Raw genomic sequence first — 20,834 nt, 5'->3', positions numbered from 1 at the left:
CGTCCCGATGTTCACAATGAAACCATCTGTTTCAGATACGTGATGATCCAGTTACCCAACGTTGACACCTGGGGGTACAGCGGAAGGTACACGAGTCATACTCAGCTCGGGTCGATCGCAACGAGCGCTCTTGTACCGTGCCGACGAGTGACGTCTGCCGGTCCATAACGGCCGAAAAATGCAGCGCCTTTCCCGTGGATTACTTGTGCACCATGTGACCGCACCTTGTCACTCCCGGCGGAGACTGCAGTATTCCCGAGTATTTCCGGGCCACGAGCACACGCTTGAGACCCTCTGGAGCAGGTCTTGGTCATCGACCACATTTACGACATAGTTTCGAACGACATCTTTCTGAACCTGAGTGACATGACCCCAGGTCGCGAGCTCCTCCTCAAGCTTGAGTGGCTTAATCCGGCGGGATCGATCAAGCTGAAAACCGCGCTCGGTCTACTGGAGGACGCGGAACGTCTTGGGCGATTACGTGGCGGGTTTCGGGTTATCGAGTCCTCGTCCGGAAACCTGGGGATCGCACTGAGTCTGGCCTGCGCAGCCAAGGGTTATCCGTTCACCTGCGTGACCGACCCGAACTCGAACGTGCAAAGCGTTGCCTTGATGCGCTCGTTCGGTGCGGATGTCGTCATGGTGGACAGGCGCGACCGTAACGGTGGGTACCTGGGGAGCCGTATCGAGTACATCGAGAAACGTCTTGCGGGAAACCCAGACCTCGTGTGGCTGAACCAGTACGCCAACCCTGCCAACCCGCGCGTACATGCGAACCGCACGGCGAAGGCCATCGTGGACGAGCTCGGCCAGGTCGACTACCTGTTCGTGGGGGTCGGTACCTCCGGAACCCTGATGGGCTGCGTCTCCTACTTTCGGCAGCATTCCCCGAACACCCGGATCGTCGCTGTCGACGCCGTCGGATCGGTGACCTTCGGATTTCCCCCGGGACCGCGCCGAATCCCGGGCCTGGGCACCAGCCGCCGGCCACAGCTGTGCGAACCCGACGCGGTGGACGACATCATGCTCGTCGCGGAGCGGGACGCCGTGCGCTCCTGCCGCTGGTTAGCGCGGGAGCGCGGGCTCCTCGCCGGGGGTTCCACCGGCTCGGTACTCTCGGCCGTGCTGCGCCGCTGGCGCGGAATCCCCGCCGGTGCTCGAATCGTCGCACTCTCCCCCGACGCCGGCGAGCGATACGTCGAAACCCTGTACAACGACGACTGGGTCGCCACCAACTTCGGTGTGGACACGTTGCGAACCGACCTCGGCCACGACAACGAAGCTGTCGCTGCAACTTCGAGGGAGTCGAGTTGATGTTTCCCTTCCACGTCATCAAGGGCCCAGTCGTTCGAGACATCATCACCCGCGCCAGGCCGGAGATCGTAGCACTGGTACGCGAAACTTACCTTGCACACCACACCGGCCATTCGGTTAACCCGAACAGTTATTTCCTACGGTTCCCCGAGAAGCCGAACGCACGCATCATCGCGCTTCCCGCCTACCTCGGCGAAAAACACGACGTCGCGGGACTGAAGTGGATTGGCAGTTTCCCGGACAACATCGAGCGGAACGTTCCTCGCGCCTCTGCCGTACTCCTGCTCAACAGCTATGAGACCGGATACCCGTTCGCGTGCGTGGAGGCGTCCCAGATCAGTGCTGCCCGCACGGCCGCATCGGCCGTCCTTGGGGCACGCGAACTAGTCGGAGGAACCCAGGTCGGTACGGTGTCAGTCATCGGCGCCGGAATTATCGCGAGAAACATCTCCGAATTCTTTCTCGCCGAAGGATGGTCGATCAACCGTTTCGTGATCCACGACCACTCCCCGCAGTATTCCTCGTCCCTCGTCGAATACCTACGAAACCAGGGACAGGAAGCCGTGTGTGCCGAAAATGTCGAGGCCACGCTCAAGGGAGCGGACGTCGTCGTTTTCGCCACGACCGCCGGCAAACCCCACGTGACCCGACCGGATTCCTTTGTTGCCGGGCAAATCGTACTGAACATCTCACTGCGGGACCTTGGCCCAGAGGTGATCCTCAACGCACGAAACGTGCTTGACGACGTCGATCACTGCATGACGGCCAACACGTCTCCACATCTGGCGGAACAGAAGTACGGACACCGCGACTTCATTGACGGCACGCTGTCTCAGGTCATGTGCGGTGAGGTCACCGTTGACACCGACCGGCCGACGATCTTCTCCCCGTTCGGCCTCGGTGTCCTCGACCTCGCGGTCGGCAACCACGTCTATCGCAAGGCGCTTGAGGAGGGTCTGGCGGTGGAGATCACCGACTTCTTTGACGAAACCGAGCGCTGGCGAAGCCACAGCTAACTGCCACGAGTGACCGCGTCCCGGTTCCGGCCGCTCGGCACCGGAGCCAACCGGTCACACTGCTCCAAGGATCATGCAGCTCACCGAGACCATCAGGTCAGGCGGCACCATCATGGTCACGATCAGCGGGAAAGGAGGCCCACGCTCCGATGAACCTCGTGGGCTACATCGCGGCCGCCGGGGTAGTAGTGGTCGCCCCGGGCGCGGACACCCTTGTCGTCGTCAAGAACGCGTTGACCGGTGGTGCCGTCCGTGCCCTACGCAGTGCGGCCGGCGTGTGCTCCGGCCTCGCTGTCTGGGCCCTGCTGTCCGCGGTCGGACTCGCGGCGTTACTGGCCGCGTCAACGGCTCTGTTCACGGTGGTCAAGGTGGTCGGTGCGGCCTACCTGATCTTCCTAGGTGTCAAGACGATCCTGTCTGCCCGCCAGCCGACGGAGATCAATGACTCGAAGACGCCCAACAGTTGGCGCCAGGGCATGTTCACGAACCTGGGCAACCCCAAGGTCGGAATTTTCTACACCTCATTCCTTCCCCAGTTCATCACCGACACCGAACACGCGTTCACGGTGTCGCTCTTGCTGGCCGCCATACACATCGCGCTAAGTTTCGTGTGCCTGCTCGCTTACGCGTTCCTGGTTCTCCGCCTCGGAAACATCTTTCAACGGGAACGCTGGCGGCGAACTCTTGACGTGGTCATGGGGGGAACGCTTTGCGGCCTGGGCGTGGCCCTTGTCGCGAGCTCGGCTGTAGGGAGTAACTAGAACCGTTCGGTCGGGGACATCCTGCCCGAACTGTGAAGCGACGCGTGGTCGAGCGGTGGCATGCTCGGGCGCCGGTTCCCTGGGCATCGTTCCCCCGCTCGCCTCATCGATACTGCCTGGTACCGAGTAGGAGTAGTGTCTTGCAAATTGTCGATCTGCAGCGTGGTGTCCCACCGCTGGTGCGCGAGCGAGGTCTGTTCTCACTGGCCGAAGTCGATCGGGGCCAGCTCGACAGCCTGATTCGACGGTCGGTCGAGTTCGCCACGGATCCACGTCAACATGAGTTCCCGCTGCGGGACAGCGTGGTCGGGCTGTTGTTCACCAAGACTTCCACACGAACAAGGACGGCTTTCAGTGCGGCAGCGCTGCGGCTCGGCGCCCAGCTGGTCAGCTACGGCCCGAACGACCTGCAGCTTGCCACAGGCGAATCACTTGAGGACACGGGCCGGATCCTGGGAGCGATGTTGGACCTGCTCGTTGCCCGTACCGCCGGCCCACTCGACGAACTCCGCTGTCTGTCCCGCTTCGGAGACCTGCCGGTCATCAATGCCATGGCGCAGCAGGAACACCCTTCGCAGGCAGTGTCCGACCTCGCCACGATGCTCGCACACTTCGGCGTAGTGGACGGACTGAAGGTTCTCTATGTCGGGGAGGGAAACAACACCGCAGTTGCCTTGGCGCACGGATTGGCCCTGTACAGCGGCTGTGAACTGACGCTGCTTACGCCAGCCTCCTATGGCCTGCCCAAGGATGTTCTCGACGTCGCGGCTGGGCGGGCGCGTGACAACAAGACCGTCATCCGGCAGGTCCACTCACACGAGGGACTGCCCTCCGAGATCCACGTTGTTTACACGACCCAATGGCAGACCACCGGAACGACGAAGGCCGATGCTGCGTGGCGCGAGAAGTTCCGCCCCTTCCACGTCGACGAGAAACTTCTCGGCCGGTGGCCCGGAGCGGTCTTCATGCACGATCTTCCGGCTCGCCGTGGCGAGGAGGTGTCCACCGATGTGCTCGAAGGAGATCGGTCCCTCACCTGGGCCCAGGCTGCAATGAAGCTCTCCAGCGCGATGGCGATCCTCGAACGTTCTGCGTACTCCAGGTAGTGGAGAAGGAAGCCTCCCGAGTCCCTCGAAAACAGCTGATCAAAAACGGAGATAATGGCCAGGTCATACCGAAAAGAAGACGCCTTCCTTCCCGGTAGCCGATAGATTCCGCGGACTGGTTATCCGTAACAAAATGTCGAGATGGTGACGGCTGGCCCTGACCGCATGTGGGCATCTCCAGCCGCGGTTGCGATCTCGATTCTGCATCCTTCAGATCATGGTTTTAGCGACCGAGTCGCTGCCTGAGTGATCTCCCGTACATCCATTGATCTTCGAGCACATGAGAGAGGTAAAGCAGGTGCTCAGGTACGTCGTTGAAGATCATGCGTTACTGAACCTCATGTCTACGATCGAGGATGCCCGCGCCAAGTTGACGGCGTCCCAGGACAGGCGTGACCCGCTCGTCGCTGCCGCTGGTAGCGCCTTGTCCTGCACGATCGACATTCTTCGGTTGATTCATCATCGTGAACAACTCGGCCCCGCCAACCAGCGGGAAGCCCTGTTGGAGACCGCAAGTTCCGCCAGGGCGTTGGTCGCCGAGGTGATGTTCGCGATTCGTGAACAGTATGGAACGAGTCCCATGGGCGAGCGGGAGAGCACCGGGCGGAGCCACTGAACATCGGACGTCGCTGGTTATGGCTCGGAAGGGCCCGGCACGCAGCTGCTTGTCTTCGGTAGCCAGAAGACGTGTGCGCCGGTCGCCCTGACGGAACGACCGGCACACACGCCCCTGCTCGGGTTCTTAGCGGCGGCGGAGCTCCCGCGTCATCTCGGTCGCGGTCACGGCCTTGTCGACCTGATCACAGTCGGCGCTGGTCGTGCCCGCAACGCTGCCGGCCGCGTTCTGCCTGCAGGCGGTGTTCAGGACCTTGCCCAGCTCGGCATAGTCCGCGCTGGAGGTCAGCATGTTCTGAACGGTCCACCACAAGGCTGCTGACTTGTCGATGCCGATTCCCTCGACGGTCTGCCCGTTGAAGCTGCCCCCGTCGGCGATCAGGAAGGCGGCCTTGTTACCCACCCCGCTGTTGATGTGGACGAACCTGCTGTTCTCCCGTGGGGTGTCGAACCTCTTGTGCCACAGCTCGCTCCCCTTGCGGTCAGGGTCGTTGTGGGCGGACGGGTTCTTCATATCCCGGATGACACCGAGCGTGGAACCTTCACCGATCTTCCAACGGTTGGCGACGGTGTCGTCGGAGCTGCCGTTGGTCAGGTCGACGAACTCGCCAAAGATGTCGGAAAGCGCCTCGTTGATCGCCCCCGGCTCCCCCCGGTACACCAGACCCGAGCGGTGCTCGGTGACTCCGTGCGTGAGTTCATGCCCGGCGACGTCATCGGTGCTCACGCCCTCCCCGAAGACCATCTGCTGTGCCAACGGATGCCAGAAGGCGTTCCGCCACGGGCAGTGCACCTCCCCGTCGACGCGAGCGCAGGCCCGCACAGTTGCGCGCAGTGCCTTACCCGCGCCATCCCAGCGGTCGACGCCGATCAGGTTGGTGAGGTCGAGCCCGGTCTTGTCAGCGTAGAACTCCGCTGTGTCCCCAAAGAAGTCGTAGACCTTGTTGACGTCATCGATGGCGGACGAGGCGTTCCCTTCCTTGCGGCTGATCTGGAAGGCCGTGCCGCAGGCAAACGTCCAGGGAAAGCGGCTGTCGATGATTCTCCGGTTGGCATCGCACACCGTCCTGTTCAGCGCCTCGTGCGTTTCCGACCAGAACGCCAGCGATGACTTCTTGTTGGCGTCAACGATGACGCTCCACAGATCCTCCGGCTGTTCACCGGCAACGGTCACCTGGAACGCCGGAACCGCGGCTCTGGTAGCGCCCTCCTCGAAGAGACTCTTGTCGTACCAGTAGGGCTCGGTCGAGACCGCACGCAGATCCTCAGTCCTGTTGCCTGAGTCCTGGGCCGCCCGCTCGACCGCGGCCCGCGCGGCGCCCGTTCCCGCCGCATCCCGGTCCTCCGGAAACGCTCCGTCGCGCGTCCGGGCAACCTTGCCGTGCGCGGACACCAACGCGCCGGACTTGTCGAGCACCTCGACGACCTGCCCACCGAGAACGGGAACACCGTCGATAATCTGCTGCAGTTTGACGATCCCACCGCCGCCAGTCGATCGGCTGCTACGGACCTCCAGGTCACCCACCCGCGTGTCGAACCGCAGGGCGAGGTGTCCCGCGTGGGCTTGGCCGGCCGAGCGGAGGTCCTGCTGTCCCTCCGGCGCGGACCTCGGGGTGCGTGGCGTGACCTGGCGGACCCGGTCAGCATCATCGACCTGAACGTCCACATCGGACAGTTTCGGGGGATCACCGAAGGCGGGCTCGATGGTGGCAGCAACACCTAAGGCGAGAGTCACCCCGATGAGCGCTATACCTCGTGGGTTTCTCATGCGTCACTCCAATATGCGCAGGGGCGCCACGGATTGCGCGACGTGGGGAGGAAGCATGGTGAGCCCGGGCAACCGGCAACACCCGCCGTTCGTCGGATGATTGTTGTTACAAGTACGAGGTGACGGAGCGAGCCCGAGTTGATAATCGAACGGGCGCGCCCCGCGGCGGATCAGCCCTCGACATCCGGACGATCTTTACCTGGCCCGACTTCGGCCGCGTGCGTTCGAGATGGGTACGTCAACCCCCGATCGTCGGTATCCGGCCACCGGAGACACGACGAGTTCCAGCACAGGCTTTCAGCGCGAAACCGTGTCCGTCACGTTCCGGGACGACGGAAGGTGAACGCGCTCGAACATTCCGTTACCGCAGTATGCCGAACAGTCTCCAACCGCCCGAAAGCTGTTGACAGAAAAGTAATGTATGGAAAGCATCGAAACAGCCGTGCGGGGGATAGTCCAAATCGGACTATCCCCCGCACGGATGCGATCAACCGCGCGACGCGCCGGGTCGGGCGCGACCGCCCGGACGAAGGCTCAGAGCGCCTGTTCTCGACACATCGACGCGTCTGGAGGCCGGATGATCAGTATCCGTTGTTCTTCAGGAACTCCTGGGCCACCCGCGGTGCCGGCTCCTTGTCGACCTCGACCCGCTTCACCAGCTCGGTCAGCTTATATGTCGTCAGCTTGGCCGACAGGTTGTTCACCGCCTGCTTGGCCTTGTCGTCCAGCGCGTCGCGCCGAACCAGCGGGACCACGTTCTGCGCCGGGTACATCTGCTTCGGATCATCCAGCTTCACGAACCCGTTCTCGTCGATCGCCGATGCGGTGGTGAAAAGATTCGCCACCTGAACCTGCCCCGACTTCAACGCGTCCACGGTCACCGGTCCGCCCGCGTCGGTGGTGCGGATCTCGGAGAACTCGCAGCCGTAGAGCGTCTTGATCCGCTCCGCCCACCGGCTCTTCCACTCGCCCGCGGCGCCGAGCACCAGCTGGCCGCACTTCGGCCCGAGGTCGTCCATGGAGCGCAAGCCCTGCTGCTCCGCCGTCTCCTTGGTCACGACCAGCACGTCCTTGTCCTCGGCCGGCGACTTGTCCAGCACCGCCAACCCGGAGGGAACCTTCTGCTCGAGACTGCCGTAGACGTCGTCAGGCTTCGTGGCCGCGTTGTCCTTGTCGAAATAGTTGAGCAGGTTGCCGGTGTACTCCGGCACCACCGTCAACGACCCGTCCTGCAACGCTCTCACCAGCACCTCGCGGCTGCCGATGCGCGGCTTCGTCTCCACCTGCGCTCCGGCCGAGCGCAACGCACCCGCGTAGAGCTCCATCAACAGCTCGTTCTCGGCGAAGTCCGCCGAGCCGACGACGATGGCGCCGCCTCCACCCGCCCCACCCTTGGTCGGGTCCCCACAGGCGGTCAGTACCAACGCCGCGATCGCCCCCACCACGGCCAACGTGCGCCTCATCCGTTCGCCCCTTCCCTCGCCACGGCACCCGCCACGACGTCCGTTCCCACTCGTTCCGGCTCCCGCGCGACGCCGCCACGGCGCCGGGTCACCGCCGCCAACCGCAGTCCGCGCGGCACGATCACCCGCTGCAAGCCGGCGAGCAACAGGTCCAACACCACGGCGAGCGCCGCGACCAGCAGCGCCCCCGCGGCCACCTTCGGGTATGCGTACACGCGCAATCCGTCGAGCACGTACCGGCCAAGCCCCCCGAGCCCCACGAAAGCGGCGACAGTGGTTGTCGCCACCAGCTGCAGCACAGCGTTGCGGATGCCACCAAGCAGTAGCGGCGTCGCGTTGGGCACCTCAACCCGCCACAACCGCTGCCAACCGGTCATTCCCATGCCCTGCGCGGCATCCACGACGCCCCGGGGGGTGTCCTGCACTCCGGCATAGGTGCCTGCCAGCACCGGCGGCACCGCCAGCACCACGAGCGCGATCAGCGTCGACGTCTGCGTGCTCCCGAGAACCAGGAACAGGAACGTCACCAGGCCCAACGTCGGCAGCGCGCGCATCCCGTTGGTCAGGCCCACCAACGCCAGGCCACCCCGGCCGGTGTGCCCGACGAACAGGCCCAGCGGGACACCGATCGCGATCGCCGCCAACGCGGCGACCACCGTGTACCCCAGGTGCTCGAGAAGCCGGTGCGGGATGCCGTCCGGCCCGGACCAGTGCGCGGGGTCGGTCAGCCAGCTCAGGATCTCCTGCAACATCAGTGGGCACCTCCCACCCGGCTCCAGGGCGTCAGCGCCCGGCGCAGCCCGACCAGCAGGAGGTCCATGACGAGCGCCAGCAACAACGTCAGGGCGATACCGACGATGATCGGCGGTAGGTACCGGATCTGGAAGCCACCGGTGAACAACGCGCCCAGGCCGCCGGTCCCGATCAGGGCGCCGACACTGACCAGACTGATGTTGCTGACCGACGCCACTCGCACACCGGCGGCCAGCACGGGAACCGAGAGCGGCAGCTCAACGGCGAAGAACCGCCGGAGCGGTCGGTACCCCATGGCGGTGGCCGCCGCGATGACGTGACCCGGCACCGCGTCCAAAGCGTCGACAACCGGTCGCACCAGCAACGCGGCGGTGTAGATGCTCAGCGCGAGAATCACGTTGATCGGCGCGGTGATCTGGGTACCGATGAGGCCGGGAAGGACGACGAAGAGCGCGAGCGACGGGATCGTGTAGACCACGTTCGCCGTGCCCATCAGGGTGAGCCGCAGCGAACGGGTACGCGAGGCCAACCACCCCAGGGGGATCGCCGCCGCCAACCCGATGACCAGCGGCAGCAGGGAGAGCTGGAGGTGCTCCCCAAGGTAACCGAGGATTCTGTCCTGGTTGAACGGGTCGCTGAGGTACTGGACGATGTCGCCGAGCATCAACCGAAGCCTCCTTGCTCGGGCTCCCCGTGCTCGGGCTCGGCGCGGCGCTGCTGGATGGCCTCCAGGACCTCCTCCGCGGTGACCACCCCCGCGTACCGGCCATCCTCGTCCACCACGACGCCGAGCCCGGACGGCGACGACAGCGCGGCGTCGAGAGCACCACGCATCGGGGTTCCCTTGGTGTACAGGGAACCCCCGGGCTGCACCTCGGCCGTCTCAGAACCGGTGTCCACAGTGGATCCCGGCGGCAGCCAGCCCCGCGGCCTGTCCTCCGCGTTCAGCACGAGCACCCACTCCTCGGGCCGCGGCTCGGGCAGCGCACCCTCCCGCGCGGTCGGAACGTCCCGCAGTTCGATCCCTGATGCGTCCAAGAAGGACAGTCGACGGTAGCCGCGGTCCCGGCCCACGAACTCCGAGACGAAGTCGTCGGCCGGTCGCGCCAGCAGCTCGTCCGGCTCGGCGTACTGCGCCAGGTGACCGCCCTGCCGGAACACCGCGACCTTCTCGCCGACCTTCACCGCCTCGTCGATGTCGTGCGTGACGAAGACGATCGTCTTGTCCAGCTCGGCTTGCAGCCGCAGCAGCTCGTCCTGCAGGCCCTCGCGGACCACCGGGTCCACGGCGCTGAACGGCTCGTCCATCAGCAGCACCGGCGGGTCGGCGGCCAGCGCCCGCGCGACCCCGACCCGTTGCTGCTGCCCACCGGAAAGCTGTGCCGGGTAACGCTTCCCCAGCTCGGTCGGCAGCCCGACGAGTTCCAGCAGCTCACCGGCCCGGTCACGCGCCCTGCGCCGCGTCCACCCCGACAGCAGCGGCACCGTGGCCACGTTGTCCAGCACGGTCCGGTGCGGGAACAGCCCGGCCTGCTGGATGACGTAGCCGATACGGCGCCGCAGCAGCGCGGGGTCCGAGGCCCGCACGTCCGCCCCGTCCACCAGCACCGCGCCCTCGGTCGGCTCGACCATGCGGTTCACCATGCGCAGCGACGTCGTCTTGCCGCACCCCGACGGGCCGACGAACACCGTGATGGTGCCGGCATCCACCGAGAGGTTGAGATTGTCGACGGCGACCGTGCCGTCATCGAACCGCTTGGTCACGGACCGGAACTCGATCACGAGACCCCACCCTTGGTCGTGACGGCCACTCGCCGGCCGCCGCGTCAACGGCCGACCTTAGCCCGGATGGCTGACAACGGCACGTGTTCGGCCTGGACGAGCCCACCCCGCGGGCCCCCGGGCGGCCCCGTAGGGTCAACGCCTTGTGAGCAGGACAGAAGCCATCGACCAGGTAGCGGACCACCTCGCGGCGGCCGGCGTGCACCGCCGCCGGCTCCTTCACGTCGTGGCGTTGCTCACCGAAGGGTGGCACCCTCTCGCCGACCTGATCCGGCGCACCGCACTCCCGCGACGCACCGTCGAGGAGCTCCTCACCGTGGCCGGTGACGACGTCGACTGTCGGGGTGACCGGTGGCGACTTGTACCCGACCGGGTGGCCGAGTACCGCGGCCGGTTCGACCTGGACCGCCTGCCCGAATCGATCGCCCCCGGGGCCGCCGAGCTGGCCGGCCACGCCGCGGAGCTGGCGCAGCTCCGGGCGGACATCGCCGCTGTCCCGCCCTCGCTGCCCGCGCTCGACCACGTGCCCGCTACCCCGGAGTCGGTGTTGCGGCGTGCGCTGTGGCTCGCCGAACGCTACGACCTGTCCGGTGCGCGGCTGTTGTGCCTGGGTGACCACGATCTCACCGCCCTCGCCGTCTGCGCGGTCGCGCCCGAGTTGGGTGTTGAGGGCCTGGAGGTCACCGTCGTCGATCTCGACGAGCGGACCCTGGAGTACATCGACGGCGTGGCCAGCGAGCGCGGCTACCCGATCCGTTGCCTGCACGCGGACTTGCGCTTCGGTCTCCCATCGGCGGTCGCCGGGTGGGCCGATCTGGTTTTCACCGACCCGCCCTACACCCCGGAGGGTGTGGGCCTCTTTGCCGCGCGGGCACTGACCGCCCTGCGGCAACCGGAACAGGGCCGGGTGCTGATCGCCTATGGCTTCTCCGAGCGCACGCCGGCACTGGGACTGAAGGTGCAGCAGGAACTTCAGGACCTCGGGCTCGCCTTCGAGGCGATCCTCCCGGCGTTCGACCGGTACGTGGGCGCGCAGGCGGTGGGCAGTGCGAGCGACCTGTACGTGTGCCAGCCCACGGCCAAGAGCCGGAAGCTGGCGGGCCACCCACCGGTGGCGATCTACACCCACGGCTCGCAGTCTGTGGAGGGTCGCACCGCGGTGGACGAGCACTCGCGGTCGGAGCTGATGCGTATCGCTGCCGCGGCCGAGTACCGGGTGAACACGGTCCGGTTGCCGGCGTGGGAACGGCCGCTGACGGCGCCGGCCGGCAGCGCACTTGCCCTCGATGCCACCGCAGACCCCGGACCCTGGCTGCTGCGGGCCCTCATGGCGGCGAACACGGAACGAGCGGCTGTCCTGGTGGTCAACTCGCACCCGGACCTCGCCGACGAAGCGGGACAACGCGCGCTCGGCGAACTACTGTCCGCCAAGTTCGAGCTGCGTTTCCTGCGCAGCACCCCGGAACCGAACCTCGCCATCGTGGTGGCGGAGAAAACGGCGTCCACCACAGTTGAGGATCAACTCGTGCGTGCACTCCTGGACCGCGCTCACGGCAAGATCGCCAACATCTGGCGCGAGGCCCTGATCTCGGCGTCGGAGACCAGGTCACCAGGCAACGCCCTGACGAAGAACGAGGCCCGGGATCGAGTCACCGAAGCGGCGGAGCGGGCCGGGCTACGCCCGCATGAGACCCTGGTCCGGCTCGTCGACCTCCCCCGACATCGGCTCGGCACGGTTCTCGCGGCCGTGCGTTCCTCGGTGACGTAAGGGTCAACCGGCGTACTCAGGAAGACGCCACCTTGTCGGCCACGGCACGGAAAGCCGTGATCATCTCGTTGATCGTCTGCTGGTGCTGTGGATCGAAGCTGGTCTTGACGATGACCACGTTGTCCCTCGGGTTGACGTAGATGTACTGGCCGAAGACACCGAGGGCGCTGTAGTCGCCGCGGTCACCATCACCGAGCCACCACTGGTAGCCGTAACCGAGGCCGTACCCGTGACCGACCTGGTCCGGCTGCAGGTACGGCTCGCTGCTGTGCGTGGAGTCGGCGACCCATTGCGCGGGCACGACCTGCTTGCCCAGCGCCCTGCCGTTGTGGAGGTAGAGCAGGCCGAACCGGGCGAAGTTGCGCGGCGTCGTGGTGACGAACGTGAAACCGAGGGGGTTACCGGCCCAGTCGGCGCCCAGGCGCGTCGTCGAGGACATGCCGGCGGGCTGCCAGATCCTGTCCTGGAGGTACCGGGCGAACGGCTCGTGGGTGGCCCGGCTCACCACCCAGGAGAGGACAAAGGTGTCGATGCTGGCGTAGTTGAAGTGCGTACCTGGCGCCTCGGCCCGCTTCGCCTGCTGCGCGATCTCGGTTGCCGGGGTGCCGAGCGTGAGCCTGATCTGGTTGAACGTTGCGCTGTTGGTGGGATCGAAGTAGCTCTTCTGCAGTTCCTGCCACTCGATGCCCGAGGCCATGTGGAGCACGTCCCGGATACTCGCCCCGTCGAAACCGGACCCCTTCAGCTCCGGCACGTACTTGGTCACCGGGTCGTGGACCGAAGAGATGGCACCTTCGCCAACCGCGACACCGACCGCCGCCGAGACGATCGACTTGGCCACCGAGTCCGAGTTGGAGACCGTGCTGCGTGAGTTGCCCCGGAAGTAGCGTTCGGAGACCAGTTTGTCGCCGTGCAGGACGAGGAAGCTCTCGGTACCCGTCCTGTTCAGAAGGTCGTCCAGCGTCCTGGCGGCGCCCCGGTAGCTGTACCGCACGTCCAGCGGCTTCGGGTCCGACTTCAGTTCCAGGGGCTTCACCGCGGGCCGCACGTCGTAGGACTTGAACGGGTTGCAGGTGAACAGCCCGGTCACGGTGTCCGCGGACGCGGAACCAGCGCGCAACAGCGAAAGCGGGAACGCTGTTAGCGCGGCTGCGAGCACCACCAGCACACGCCGGGAAACGGACACATGGGTCATCCGTGCCTCCAATCACCCGGGCGGCGGCTCGGTAACGGGTTCACGTTCCCTGGACAGTTGTTATCGCACAGTAGTTAGACGACCATCGAAGCAAAGGGGGTTTGCGCCTGGAATCACATCGACCATGTCGGAAATGCCCGCGAGAGAAGATTCGGGGCACTAATTCCGATCATGACCGACCCGATCGTCTCCCGGCATGGCCAGAACCTGGCGCTGTTCGTGACCGGGTGTTCCACCGTGCGGGCCCGGAACCCGTACCTCAACCTCACACACCTTGTCGGTCCGCTCACCGGCACGAGCGGTGATTCGCCAGACACGCACCAACCACCGCTGGCCGGGTCGGCACAGATAGGGATGCTTGTCGAAGAATTCTTCGGTCACGTCCTCCGCGTAGTCGCACGCGATCGCGTTGATCTTGCGACGTTCCGGGCGGCCAACGTAGAAGCCGTGGTCGCTGATGTCCTCGACGAAGGCGAGCACCCGCCGCCCGCGCTCCAGACGGAAGTATTCGATTCGGTGCCAGTAGTCCCAACTCATCGTGCCGCCCTCGCCCAGGCGATCACCACGTCCCGGAGCTGGGCGCGCAGCACCCCGGCATCCAGCGGCTCGAGCAGGATGCGCTCCCCACGAGGAGTCACCACGACGATCCGCCGCTGCTCATCCAAGCCAACCTGCAACCGCCCCCGCCGGGCGAACACCCGCCGCAGGCGCTCCCGCACCCACCACTTCCACAGCCACCCCTGCATCCCTGACCTCCTCTGTCCGAGCCTGCTCCCCCAAGATCGGCTTATAAGAAGTCACTACTAATGACACAATCTGGTGGCACCCTGATCACGCTGTGCATCCGGCGTCGATCCATGCTTGCGGGGATCAAGAGGAGGTGCGGTGACAGAGACTGACCCGCTGTGGCTGCGTCGGCAGGTGGGCCGCGAGCTGCGGATGTTCCGGACATCGATGCGTGCGCGGACCGGCCGGGAGGTAACCACCACCGACGCCGCCGCAGAGTTGGGCTGTACCCAACCAAAGATCAGCCAGATGGAGGCCGGTAGGTACAAGCTGAACTGGCGTGACGTACGGGATTTGCTGAAGTTCTACGCGGCACCCGAGAAGGACATCACGCGACTCGTTGAGTGGACCAAGCGCGCAGAAGGCGCACCGTGGTGGGATGCCTACCGCTCAGTGGTTCACCTCTCCTATGCCGACCTGGTTGGAGGCGAGAGCGAAGCAGTACGGGCGATCAACTACGATTTCGGTGTCGTGCCGGGCCTACTCCAACACCAGGAGTACGCTCAGGTTCTTACCAACAAGAGCCGCGCGGTTCCGCCCACGCATCGCGAGGCCATCTTGCAATTGCGCATGAATCGGCAACGTCGGCTGACGGAGACTACGCCACTGGAGCTGATCGCAGTCATTGAAGAATCCGTTCTGCACAGGCCAGTCGGGTCCCCCTCGGTGATGCGAAAGCAGCTGGATCACCTGCTCGTGATGAACGACCTGCCAAACGTCACAGTGCAGGTAATCCAAACGGCGGCAGGCTTCCACTCCGCTCTCAGCGGTAGGTTCGCCCTGCTGGAGTTCGCCGAGTTCACGCCCGCTGTCTACCTGGAGCATGGTCCGACCAACGGCTCCCGCTACAGCCACGATCCTGCCTTGGTCGAGGTGTACACCGAGATCGCAGCAGAGATCCGCGCTAAGGCACTGAACCCAGACGAGTCCGGAAAGTTGATCAGTGCCGCGAGGAACGACTTAGCTCGGGAAGGCTGAGATGACCCCAGAAGGCACCCGATGGCGCAAGGCCAGCACAAGCCTGAACGATGCCTGTGTCGAGGTGGCAGCCCTTCGCCACCGCATCGGCATTCGAGACTCCAAGAACCCCACCGGCCCAGTCTTAACCATCGACCGGTCCCCCTGGCTCGGGCTGTTATCCGCCATCAAGAGCGGCCGACTCCCCCGCACCAGCCCTGACGCGTGACCCACGTCACCCACCCCGGGTCGAACCCTCGTCCAGGTAGCTGGAACCGCCCATCTCTACGCGGCGTCACTGCTAACGTCACCCGCACGGTCAGTGGTCACTCGCTGGAGGGGGAACGGCCTCGATGGAGGGTTTCGCCGGGGCGTCGGCGATGATGAGCGGCCTGCGACAGCAGTACGCCGGCCTGCGCACTGCGGTCGAGAGCGGTGGTTTCCGCGTTGAGCCTCAAGCCGCCACCGACGCGGCCAAAGCCTGCCGCGACTTCAAGGACCAACTTGACATTGTTATGCGACAGGCTTGGCGGCTCGCACGCGTTAACGGTCTTGGAGAGTCAAACATCGGCAGGGACCTGGCACAGAAATTTGTCAAGAAGGCTGATGGCACACCTGATTCACTCGTGCCCATCGTGCGGCAAGCCCAGGATATCTTGGAGAACATGGCCCAGACCTACGAGGCGGCCGGACGCTCCTACCAACAGACCGACGAGGCCAATCGCCAGGCATTCGGAGGACGCGCCTAATGCGCACCACTTGTACTCGGACCGGGCTGATCGCGCTCGTTGGCGCCATGTCAGTGCTCCTTGCCGCCTGCAACGGATCCGTCCAGGGCCAGCCCACCACGGACACGAGCGCCTCTTCTGGCACCACTGGAAGCGGCGACATCAACAAGATCGACCCTTGCCAACTCTTGCCGGACGACAAGCTGTCCTCACTCGAAGTGGAGGCTCCAGGAAAGCCCGAGAGGGCACTGAGTGAGAACCATTGCAACTACGATGGGGCGAAGTACCTGATTTCAGTTGGCACAAGCCCAACACGAAGCCTGGATGAATACAAGAAGAATGCACAGAATTTCGACCAGCTCGAGGCCAACAAGGTCAATGGTCGACCGGGAGTCCGCCTGATCGTAAAGGGCGGCACGGGCCAAGGTGGCTGCACACAGCTTCTTCAGGTCGGAAGTGGCACTGCCCTCGCCGAGGTGACCTACAGGCATGGCAAGCACCAGGGAATCGACCCCTGTGACACGGCCATGGAGATCGCCAAGCTGATCGAGCCGAAGCTGCCCAGATAGCGCGTGCGGGGGTTGAGGGGACATGGGGTTCTGGGACAGCCCGATCGGGAGAATCTCCTGGGAGGCGGGCAAGAAGGCCGATGACTTCGGCCGGTGGGTGAGCGGCCGGCCCTCCCGGGAGGAGGAGCGCCGTGTCGACGACGCTCAGCGTCGGGGCAACGAGGAGCGGGACCGCCTCCACCGGGAGAACCGTCGGTACCAGGACGAGGTCGAGGGCTACGACCCTCCCTCGATCACCTCTCGGGACAACTGGGCGTCCTGGGAGCACAGGCGCATCTACGACATGACCCAACAAACGCTGAAATCAGGTGACCTGCACGAGGTCGCCAGGGTCTGGGAGCAGATCGGCAGTCAGCTCACCGAGGCCGCCGGTGACTTCAAGCGGTCCCTGCCGAACGCCATCAACGGGCGGTGGGAGGGCAACGCCGCCCAGGCCGCGATCGCCGCTGGCGAGCCGATTTCCCAGTGGGCCGAACAAATGGCGGCGGCGAGCCAACTCACCGGCAACAAGCTCAGGGAAGCCGCCACGGCGGCCGAGCAGACCAAGAACATGGTGCCGCCGCCGAAGGAACACGACTGGAAGCGCAACCTCGTGGTCGGTATCGGGACCATGGGCACCGGCGTGGTCGCGGACGCCGCCGAACAAGCCCAGGAGCGGGAGCAGGCCAAGGCGGAGGCCGTGAATGTCATGAACTCCGTCTACAGCCAGGTCTACCAGCAGGTCGACGGCTCGGTTCCCGCGTTCACCCCGCCCACGGACCCGAGCAACCCCGGTGAGCCGTCCCGGCCCCCGACGCCTCCACCGCCCCCGGGCGGGCGTGCTGATCCACCGCCCGGTCAGCCGGGCGGAAGGCCCTCGGACGGCTCCTACCCCGGTGGTGGGTACCGGACGGACCCGCCTCCGCCGGTGTCGCCACCTCCGCCACCGCCGGGTCAGCACGTGCAGCCTCCGCCCGGTCCCGGCGGTGACTCCGGCCAGCAGTGGCGGGTCGACCGGCCCCCGGCGCAGGTCGATCCGGCGCAGGTGACACCGACCCCCGCTCCGACGCCTCCTCCGGGGAACTGGTCGCCGCCCAACACCGGTGTGCCCGGTGGTGGTCTTGGCGGAGGTGGCGGCCCGGTCGGTGGCTTCGTCCCCGGTTACGGGGGCGGCTCCGGCGGAACCGTTGGCCCCGGTGGTATGCGGGGCAGTGGTGCAGGGGCGGGTGGTTTCCGGGCCGGGAGCCCAGGCGGCGGTTCCGGTGGGTTCGGGCCACGAGGCGGTGGCGCGTTCGGCCCGGGTGCCGGGGGTGCTGGTAGCCCCGGCGCGGGTGGCTCCACCGCCCTCGGTCCCGGACGTGGCAGTGGTGTCGGCGGTTTCGGTCCGACCGGTTCCGTTGCTGGCGGTGCGGCGAGCACCGGGCGTCCCGGCACCTCCGGCACGGGTGCGGCGGGCGTGGGAGCCGGCGCCGGGCGCGGGCAGGGCGGCGAGGATGCCGAGCACCAGCGGCCGAGCTATTTGGTGGAGACCGACGACATCTACGACCTGCCGCGGGTCGCGCCGCCGGTCATCGGCGAGTAGCCGGTTCTTCGTCGTGTGGGCTGTCCTGATCACGGGACGGATCCATCGCCCCGCCGCCGGTTTCCTTTGAGTACAAGGAGTTTCTTTCATGGCACCCTGGTGGCGGCTCAGCCCGAGACAGCTTGACCAGGTGTGGGAGTCCCTGGAGCTCACCGGTTACCCATTCCCGTTCGAGGTCCGCAACCATGGCGAGACTCTCGAGGAGCGGCTTGCGATCCGAACGCAGGTTGCCGCCGAGCTGAGCACGATGGGGTTGCTTCGGGACGGTCAGCTCGACCCCGGTCTCGAAGACGCGTTGCGCGCGATCGCTCGTCCGATGCTGTGGTTCGACTCGGTGTGGTTGCCGGACAATGAAACCGAGTCGCCGTTCCGACTCATTTCCGTTCCCCAGCAACACGGGACGCTGCTTGCTCTGCAGTTCCCCGGCGAGGCCGCGCACTACGGGGGTCCGCTGCACATCGAGCACCTGCCACGCGTCGACCCGGTCCGTGCACTGATCGAGCGGCTGCCCGCCGGACGGCCCGGTGACCGTCCGGCCGTTGCCGTACCCGTCGAGCCCGCGCTCGCCAGGAGTTCCCGCACCAGCGCCGACTTCAGCGTGCTCTCCGAGATCCACACCACCGATCACGCCAGTCGCGACCGCCGCGCCTTCGATGAGCTCATGAGCCTGCCGCGCACCCGTGGTGGCCAGATCGCGGCCAACACTCGCGACCGTGCCGGCCGGCACCACCGCTCGCCCGTCGTCCGCTGGTTCGACGTCGATCCCGACCAGCGCTACATGATCACCACGCGTACCGAACTCCACGGCGTCGAGTGGGTCAGCGTCGCCCCCGCCGACCCCAACGCCCTCCACAGCCACATCGACGGCCTGCTCAGATCGGTTCCGGGCCAAGGAAACTAGGTCCCACCCGCCGGCTCAGGCTCACCGAGCGCGGAACGGATCAGGTCGGTTCGCCCTCTCTCCGGCACGCCTGGCCACCGCGGTCGCGGCATGACTCACCCACGAGCACCCGAAGCTACCCAAAACAACTGGGCCCCACATCACAATCTTTCATTCTTGCCGCGAAGTGGGTCCGAATATCGGGTCGCCCTCCCACTGACCTGCCAGGGCCAGCTTCCGCACAGAGGATGATCGGAAGAAGCACGATGACGGCCACCCGGTTGAAGGCCCACCGCTGCTCGCCGAGCTACGTCACCGCAACATCGCTCTGGCCCGCCCAGGCGCGATCATCGACCTCCTGGTGGCAGAGTTCACGACACCCGGTTCGCCCGCCGAGCTTGCGTTGCGTACCCGCTTACTGGACACACTCCGGGAAGCCGGCGTCGATCCGTACGACCCGACCAGAACCGCCGCGAGCAGCGCCCCGGGAAGGTGATGCGAGGTGTCACGGGGACAGCTGACGCGGGCCCTGACCCTGCTGCTGGCGACGACCAGTGCCTTCACCGCCGCCAACGTCTATCTCAACCAACCACTACTGGCCACGGCGGCAAACTCGTTGAGCGTGGCACCGGAGGTGCTCGGTACCGTCCCCACCGCCACCCAGCTCGGCTACGCCGCCGGCATCCTGTTGCTGGTGCCCGCCGGTGACATCCGCGACCGGCGCCATCTCATCGTCGTGTTGGGCCTCGCGTCCTCCCTGGCACTCGCCGCCGCCGCGCTCGCCACCACGGTGCCGTGGCTCGTCATCGCCAGCTTCGCGGTCGGCCTGCTGTCCCCGATCCCGCAACTGGTCGCGCCTCTGGCGGTCGCGCTCGATGGCGGTGAGCGACGCGGGAAGGTGGTGGGCGTGATCCAGGCCGGCCTGTTACTCGGCGTTCTCGCCTCCCGTGCCTATTCCGGATCGCTTGCCGAACTCGCCGGATGGCGAAGCGTCTACTGGACGTCCTGCGCCGCCACGCTGATCCTGAGCCTGGTGCTGTGGCGCGCCCTACCCACCGATCCGGCACCGCACGACACGGACGTCGTCGGATATCGGGCGACCCTGGCCTCACTGCCACGGCTGTTCCGCCACCCCCTCACCTGGCGGGTGGTGGTGTCGGGCGCGCTGGTCGGCGTCGCGTTCGGCGCGTTCTGGACCACCCTGACCTTCCTTCTTCAGGAGCACTACCACTACGGGTCGGCGATCGTCGGGTTGTTCGGTCTGGTCGCCGCGGCCAGTGCCCTTGCCTCGCCCGCGGCGGGACGGCTGGCCGACCGGCTCGGCCATCCACGGGGTCTGGCGTTGCTGATCGGGACCGTCATCCTCGGCTGGATAGTCCTCCTACCGGGCGGTGCCAACCTGTGGTGGCTGGTCGCGGGTGTCGTCGTCCTCGACGTCGGAGTCTGGGGAAACCAGGTCGTGTGCCAAACCACGCTGTTCGGCCTGGATCAAGGCTTCCACAACCGGCTCAACACGCTCTACTTCACGCTCCGCTTCCTGGGCATCGCCAGTGGATCCCTGGTGGGCTCCCTCGCCTGGGCGGCCGGGGGCTGGTCCACGGTAGCCGTGGTCGGGCTCGTGGCGGCGGGCGCCGGCCTGTTGGTCGGGATCCTCCCCGCTTCCACCACGCGTGCGCCCAGCGTGGCGGGCACGGGCGGCTACGCCCTTTCCTCCGACCAGGAACGCCACATATAGGAGGCATCACAGTCGGCCCTGACCGAAACCGGTTGAGGGACTGTGGAGGGGTGGGTGCGAACGCGCCGGGTTACGCT

At 66.0% G+C, this 20,834-nt stretch carries 21 protein-coding genes; 13 read left to right on the top strand and 8 right to left on the bottom strand.

Annotated elements, in window-relative coordinates; all coding sequences use genetic code 11:
- The first annotated feature begins 306 nt into the window (after nt 1-306).
- From sbnA to IEY55_RS00150, 5 genes are all read left to right on the top strand, one after another.
- On the top strand, nt 307-1,314 hold the full coding sequence (gene sbnA / locus IEY55_RS00170; protein WP_189052741.1) for a 2,3-diaminopropionate biosynthesis protein SbnA: 1,008 nt from the start codon (nt 307-309) through the stop codon (nt 1,312-1,314).
- Nucleotides 1,314-2,330, top strand: coding sequence for a 2,3-diaminopropionate biosynthesis protein SbnB (gene sbnB, locus IEY55_RS00165; protein ID WP_189052740.1), 1,017 nt, complete (start codon nt 1,314-1,316; stop codon nt 2,328-2,330). Before sbnA ends, sbnB begins: the two co-directional genes overlap by 1 nt.
- A 149-nt stretch (nt 2,331-2,479) precedes the next feature.
- Nucleotides 2,480-3,091 (top strand): LysE family translocator, encoded by a 612-nt coding sequence (locus IEY55_RS00160; protein ID WP_189052739.1) that lies wholly within the window; start codon nt 2,480-2,482, stop codon nt 3,089-3,091.
- Between the two features lie 44 nt (nt 3,092-3,135).
- Nucleotides 3,136-4,197, top strand: coding sequence for an ornithine carbamoyltransferase (locus IEY55_RS00155; protein ID WP_229685784.1), 1,062 nt, complete (start codon nt 3,136-3,138; stop codon nt 4,195-4,197).
- 265 nt (nt 4,198-4,462) lie between these two features.
- Nucleotides 4,463-4,813: a hypothetical protein gene (locus IEY55_RS00150; protein ID WP_189052738.1), complete on the top strand. Its 351-nt coding sequence runs from the start codon at nt 4,463-4,465 to the stop codon at nt 4,811-4,813.
- Between the two features lie 126 nt (nt 4,814-4,939).
- On the opposite strand, the gene IEY55_RS00145 is transcribed toward IEY55_RS00150, so the two are convergent.
- The 5 genes from IEY55_RS00145 to IEY55_RS00125 all read right to left on the bottom strand — a co-directional run bounded on the left by IEY55_RS00145 (nt 4,940) and on the right by IEY55_RS00125 (nt 10,578).
- Nucleotides 4,940-6,547, bottom strand: a complete 1,608-nt coding sequence (locus tag IEY55_RS00145) for a M4 family metallopeptidase (protein WP_189052737.1) — start codon at nt 6,545-6,547, stop codon at nt 4,940-4,942.
- Between the two features lie 614 nt (nt 6,548-7,161).
- Entirely contained in the window at nt 7,162-8,043 is an 882-nt protein-coding gene (locus IEY55_RS00140; RefSeq protein ID WP_189052736.1) for an ABC transporter substrate-binding protein, read from the bottom strand.
- The gene (locus IEY55_RS00135; protein WP_189052735.1) at nt 8,040-8,795 is read right to left on the bottom strand and encodes an ABC transporter permease; all 756 of its coding nucleotides are present in this window, start codon (nt 8,793-8,795) and stop codon (nt 8,040-8,042) included. The genes IEY55_RS00140 and IEY55_RS00135 overlap by 4 nt, the downstream gene beginning before the upstream one ends.
- On the bottom strand, nt 8,795-9,460 hold the full coding sequence (locus tag IEY55_RS00130; RefSeq protein WP_189052734.1) for an ABC transporter permease: 666 nt from the start codon (nt 9,458-9,460) through the stop codon (nt 8,795-8,797). The genes IEY55_RS00135 and IEY55_RS00130 overlap by 1 nt, the downstream gene beginning before the upstream one ends.
- On the bottom strand, nt 9,460-10,578 hold the full coding sequence (locus IEY55_RS00125) for an ABC transporter ATP-binding protein (RefSeq protein WP_189052733.1): 1,119 nt from the start codon (nt 10,576-10,578) through the stop codon (nt 9,460-9,462). The genes IEY55_RS00130 and IEY55_RS00125 overlap by 1 nt, the downstream gene beginning before the upstream one ends.
- A 145-nt stretch (nt 10,579-10,723) precedes the next feature.
- Here IEY55_RS00125 and IEY55_RS00120 point away from each other — a divergent pair, with 145 nt between their 5' ends.
- Nucleotides 10,724-12,346: a bis-aminopropyl spermidine synthase family protein gene (locus IEY55_RS00120; protein ID WP_189052732.1), complete on the top strand. Its 1,623-nt coding sequence runs from the start codon at nt 10,724-10,726 to the stop codon at nt 12,344-12,346.
- A gap of 16 nt (nt 12,347-12,362) precedes the next feature.
- On the opposite strand, the gene IEY55_RS00115 is transcribed toward IEY55_RS00120, so the two are convergent.
- The 3 genes from IEY55_RS00115 to IEY55_RS00105 all read right to left on the bottom strand — a co-directional run bounded on the left by IEY55_RS00115 (nt 12,363) and on the right by IEY55_RS00105 (nt 14,287).
- Nucleotides 12,363-13,541, bottom strand: coding sequence for a serine hydrolase domain-containing protein (locus tag IEY55_RS00115; RefSeq protein WP_189052731.1), 1,179 nt, complete (start codon nt 13,539-13,541; stop codon nt 12,363-12,365).
- 159 nt (nt 13,542-13,700) lie between these two features.
- A complete protein-coding gene (locus tag IEY55_RS00110; protein WP_189052730.1) occupies nt 13,701-14,078 on the bottom strand; it encodes a hypothetical protein in 378 nt (125 codons plus the stop codon).
- Nucleotides 14,075-14,287 carry a hypothetical protein gene (locus IEY55_RS00105; RefSeq protein ID WP_189052729.1) on the bottom strand — a complete coding sequence of 71 codons (213 nt, stop codon included), beginning with the start codon at nt 14,285-14,287 and terminating at the stop codon, nt 14,075-14,077. Before IEY55_RS00105 ends, IEY55_RS00110 begins: the two co-directional genes overlap by 4 nt.
- Nucleotides 14,288-14,426: 139 nt before the next feature.
- On the opposite strand from IEY55_RS00105, the gene IEY55_RS00100 reads away from it, so the two are divergent.
- The 7 genes from IEY55_RS00100 (at nt 14,427) to IEY55_RS00070 (ending at nt 20,757) form a co-directional block, all read left to right on the top strand.
- Nucleotides 14,427-15,305 (top strand): helix-turn-helix domain-containing protein, encoded by an 879-nt coding sequence (locus IEY55_RS00100; RefSeq protein ID WP_189052728.1) that lies wholly within the window; start codon nt 14,427-14,429, stop codon nt 15,303-15,305.
- Nucleotide 15,306: 1 nt separating this feature from the next.
- Complete coding sequence (locus IEY55_RS00095; RefSeq protein WP_189052727.1) at nt 15,307-15,513, top strand: DUF397 domain-containing protein; 207 nt, start codon at nt 15,307-15,309, stop codon at nt 15,511-15,513.
- 124 nt (nt 15,514-15,637) lie between these two features.
- Complete coding sequence (locus IEY55_RS00090) at nt 15,638-16,033, top strand: hypothetical protein (RefSeq protein ID WP_189052726.1); 396 nt, start codon at nt 15,638-15,640, stop codon at nt 16,031-16,033.
- A complete protein-coding gene (locus IEY55_RS00085) occupies nt 16,033-16,581 on the top strand; it encodes a DUF3558 domain-containing protein (protein ID WP_189052725.1) in 549 nt (182 codons plus the stop codon). Before IEY55_RS00090 ends, IEY55_RS00085 begins: the two co-directional genes overlap by 1 nt.
- Before the next feature lie 22 nt (nt 16,582-16,603).
- Entirely contained in the window at nt 16,604-18,142 is a 1,539-nt protein-coding gene (locus IEY55_RS00080; RefSeq protein WP_189052724.1) for a PPE domain-containing protein, read from the top strand.
- A gap of 88 nt (nt 18,143-18,230) precedes the next feature.
- A complete protein-coding gene (locus tag IEY55_RS00075; protein ID WP_189052723.1) occupies nt 18,231-19,043 on the top strand; it encodes an ESX secretion-associated protein EspG in 813 nt (270 codons plus the stop codon).
- Between the two features lie 481 nt (nt 19,044-19,524).
- Nucleotides 19,525-20,757: an MFS transporter gene (locus tag IEY55_RS00070; protein WP_229685782.1), complete on the top strand. Its 1,233-nt coding sequence runs from the start codon at nt 19,525-19,527 to the stop codon at nt 20,755-20,757.
- Nucleotides 20,758-20,834 lie beyond the last annotated feature (77 nt).

It is taken from the genome of Longimycelium tulufanense, assembly GCF_014645795.1.
Taxonomy (GTDB): domain Bacteria; phylum Actinomycetota; class Actinomycetes; order Mycobacteriales; family Pseudonocardiaceae; genus Longimycelium; species Longimycelium tulufanense.
This window is presented reverse-complemented; position numbering and strand designations above follow the sequence as displayed.